The sequence below is a fragment of the Flavobacterium sp. genome (assembly GCF_031363805.1).
Classification (GTDB): Bacteria; Bacteroidota; Bacteroidia; order Flavobacteriales; family Flavobacteriaceae; genus Flavobacterium.
On the sequence record NZ_JANLVD010000028.1, the window covers coordinates 1 to 4,667 of the forward strand.

2 protein-coding genes are annotated in these 4,667 nt (G+C 33.6%); both read left to right on the forward strand.

Features of this window, described 5'->3' with window-relative positions:
* A partial coding sequence (locus RMN92_RS01965) for a T9SS type A sorting domain-containing protein (RefSeq protein ID WP_309607783.1) occupies positions 1-1,657 on the forward strand: 1,657 nt, incomplete at its 5' end.
* Between the two features lie 4 nt (positions 1,658-1,661).
* A partial coding sequence (locus RMN92_RS01970; RefSeq protein WP_309607784.1) for a PKD domain-containing protein occupies positions 1,662-4,667 on the forward strand: 3,006 nt, incomplete at its 3' end.

A 4,667-nucleotide genomic window follows, 5' to 3' on the forward strand; every position in this document is an offset into this window, starting at 1 on the left:
TGTAAATGCAACGCTAAAAGTAACCAACAGTTCAGGAATATCAGATACAAAAACTGTAACAAATTTTATAACTGTAAATTATGATGCCGCAAGTTGTTTGGTGTTAAATTCCGATTTTGACAATCCTGTAAACTGTGTAAATAATATTCCAGCAGCACCAGGATTAGCAGTTGGAAGCCAAGGATTAGTTACCAATTTTAATGGTGCAACAACTGGAAAATTTTTAGTAAAACTGAATCTTTTTACCAATTGTCGAAATTATACCAGTAATTTGACTGCCATAGTCAATTTAGATAACAATCAAATTAGTGTCATCCGTTACAGTCATTTCGAGGATGGCGTTTTGCCAATTCAAGTTACAGGAAACAATACCAACAATGTAACGAGTTTTAGTAATCGTTGGGCGCAGGTATCTTTTTCGTTAATCAACAAAACATTATATCTAAACCATATTTTCAATTATTGTGCGTCAATTGGTCAGACTGACAAAACCGTTACTTTAGAAGAATCATGCTGGAAACCATATAGTGCTACTGGTATAGATTCTGGAGATTCTAGTGAATTACAAAAATGTGATAATCAAATTCCGCAATCTACAGCAGTTACAAACAATAGCGATATATTGGTAACAGATTTTGCCAATGCAACCACTGGTCTTTTTTATGTAAATCTAAATGCGTTTACTTCTTGCAACAACGCAACCAATAATTTAAAAGCTATTGTAAATCTAGATTCAGACATAATACATGTACTTGGATACCAACATTTTGCTTCAACAAATTCAGATATTACAGGAAACGAAACCAGTTCTATAACCAGCACATTGACTACAAATGCTCAAGTAAATTATTTTATTAGTAATAATAAACTATATGTGAAAAGAATTTTTAATCCTTGCGGAAACGGAAATTTCAGACTAAACCCATCTTGCTGGTCTGCCATGGATGATGATCAAAATGGAATTGATAATGCGCTTCAACCTTCAAATTGTAATAATTCAATTAGTACAAATTTAATAACGAATTCAGATGCAAATCTCATACAAAATTTCTCGTCATTTGCATCAACACAAAAAGGAGTTTTTGTCACGCTAAACATCAGTACCAGTTGCAACAACACAACTGCAACTGCCTATTTGAATGTAGATTTAGATAATAATTTAATTCATGTCATCAATTACAAACATTTTGGATCCACAACATTTTCCACTGTTTTGAATAATGATTCTGCGAATGTGCATTCAGAATCTGATGCAAACGGAAAATTAAAATTTTCTTTAATAAATGATAAATTATATATTCAACGAATATCTACACCTTGTTCAGGAAGTAATTATCAGGTAACTAATTCATGCTATTCATTGGCTTCAGACCAAGTTTTGGCAATAGAAAATTTCATTTCAAATTCTGCTACAACCATTGTTGCTTTCCCGAATCCTACATTCAACTCATTTACTATTGATACCAAATCGAACGGATCTGAATATAGTTTAAGTATTTACAACATCGATGGTAAGTTTATCACATCAAAATTTGAAAAAACAACTGATAACTTGTTGCAAGTAAATATGGAACAATATGCTGAGGGTTTGTATTTTGTGATATTATATAATAAAACAGATGATAAATACAACTATTTGAAAATAGTTAAAAAATAACACTATGAAAACCAAAATTTATTTATTGCTCTTTTTTCTATTTACACTGAATGGTTTTTCGCAAGAAACCAAAATGAGCATCAAAAACCTAATTAACTTTTCCGATTTGCCAATTAAAACAAATGAAACGCCAAGTTGGGCAAACCAGTTTTATGAGAATCCAGATAAAATTAATGTTAACATCCTAAAAGAAGAAATTAACGAATGGATAAGTAAAGAAAAAAAAGAGAAAGTTAGTAAAGAAACTGACAAAAAATCGGAAAATGAATTACAAGAAAGTATTTCGGAAAATCCAATTGTGAGGTTTGCTCTATACTTTGTAAATTCAATTCCAGGAACTTGGTTAGACAAAAAAGGAAATTTTAACCTACCAACGAAAACTGAATTAATAAAAAATACTGAAAATTTAGAAAAAGCTAAGACCAATCAAAGTAAAAATGTTTTAGCTAATAATTGGTCTCAAATTGGCTCTAAAGAAGTAACGTTAAACGGTGTACAAATCGTTGGTAATACTAATATCTATCATATCAGTGTGGCACCATCTTCTACTGATATCAGGTTGGCAAGTACAGAAACGCAATTGCTTTACAAAACAGTCGATGCAGGCGAAAATTGGACATTATTATTAGAAGAAGGCGGGCCGAGTGCGTTTCATCCAACAGATGCGAATAATATTATTCTAGCAAGCAATCCGTTCCGCAGGAGTTCAGACGGCGGTACAACATGGACAGTCATTCCTGTAGCAGAAGGATGTAACGAAATAATATGGTCTAACGATGGTAATACAGTTCTAGCAGCAACAAATAATGGTATTTATGTGTCTAGCGATGGCGGTTTGAGTTTTAGTCAAAAATTAACGAACACTTTTATGGATGTCGAATTTAAGCCAGGAAGCTCCACAATTGCATACGCAGTTAACATGTTTGGCGTTTTCTATAAAAGCATTGATGCTGGATTAACATGGGTAGAAAAACCAATTAGTTATGCTATTACTGACAACCAACATGGCTTTTTAATAGGCGTGTCTAATGCAAATCCTGATTTAGTGGCAGTAGCTTGTTTAAGTGGCTACGAATTTAATGGTCCTAGCAATAAATGCGAAATAATCAAAAGTATCAATAGTGGTGAAAATTTTGCACAACTTTCTATTTCTCCTGTTGGGTTTTCTCAGGGTTGGTATGATTTTGTTTTTGGTATTTCTCCTGTCAATGAAAACACCTATTTTTTTGGTGCCTGCTCATTCCATAAATCAACTGATGGTGGTTTAACATTTAATGCAATTGGCGGCTACGCGCCGCCTTTTGGAACACACCCAGATATTCAGGACATGGTACTCTTTGGCGACAACGTTGTGCTTTCTACCGATGGAGGTGTGAGCGCATCGACAGACAGTTTCACAAGTCTTTCTAACTGGAAAAGTACTTCGAAAGGTTTAGACGCTTTATTATATTGGGGCTTTGATGTAGGTTTTAATACTGACCAAATGGGTGGAGGTAAATTCCACAACGGAAATAGTATATATAATCCTGAATGGGATAATGGAAAAGCATTATTCCTTGGTGGTGGCGAAGAACCCGATGGGAAAGCTATCTTTAGCAGACCAAATTCCATGTTTTTTTCTGGTGTAGGTAAAAATTTTAAACAAATAGATATTACTTACAATCCAATTAGTACTGTTGGTCCGCAATTCGCGTTAGAAAACAATATTTTGGGTTATGGAGATCGAATTAGCGACACCTCATCAAATACCGATTTTAGCAATATCATCTATGCGGGTACCGGAAATAATGTTGTTATTTCTTATGATAATGGAGTAACTAAGCAAATTTTAAAAAGTTTTAATTCTCTAGTTTGGGATATTAAAACCACTCGTAAAGATTCTAAAGTACTTTATGTAATGACACAAACAGATGGTTTGTTTAAAACTATAGATGGTGGCGTAACTTGGACTGCAACCAACGGCACTGTAAATGGTGTGAATCTTACTTCTTTAGGTCGAAATTGTTACATTGATGTGTCACAAACAAACTCAAATGAAATTTGGTTATTGTTTAGGAATGACACTTCTGATGCTAAAATTTGTAAAAGTTTAGACGGCGGTTTAACATGGATAAGTTTAAATTCTCCAATATTAAATGATTTTTGGGGCGTACAAATTGCAAACCAATATGGTTCTGATGGCGGTGTTTATATTGTGGGTACAGTTAATAATGCTGCAAAATGTTTTTACAGAAACAATACCATGCCTGATTGGATTGATTACTCTTCGAATCTTAGAACGCGCACTGTTGGAGGTTCTACTAATGTTTATTTTAGAGCATCTTACTACAAAGAAAAATTAAGAGTTGCAGGACCAGTAGGCGTTCAAGAAATTTCTTTCTACGAAAAAAGCAATCCAGTAGCACAACCAACCACCAATATAAAAGACGTTTGTGTAAATCAAGAAATAAAATTCAGCGATTATAGTATTTTGGATTATACAGGTGCCACATGGGAATGGTCGTTTTCTAAAACCCCAGTTTATTTAAATGGTACAAGTGCAGGTTCAAGAGACCCAATTGTAAAATTTTTATCACCAGGAGTTGTAAATGCTACACTAAAAGTAACCAATAGTTCAGGAATCTCTGATACAAAAACTGTAACAAATTTTATAACTGTAAGTTATGATGCCACAAGTTGTTTGGTGTTAAATTCCGATTTTGACAATCCTGTAAACTGTGTTAATATTATTCCAAGTGTTCCAAATATTGCTGTGGGAAGTCAAGGATTGGTTACCAATTTTAATGGTGCAACAACGGGGAAATTTATAGTAAAACTGAATCTTTTTACCAATTGTGGTAATTTCACTGCTAATATGACTGCAATTGTAAATTTAGATACCAATCAAATTAGTGTGATCCGTTACAGCCATTTCGAAGATGGCGTTTTGCCAATTCAAGTCACGGGAAACAATACCAACAATGTAACGAGTTATAGCAATCGTTGGGCGCAAGTATCTTTTTCATTAATC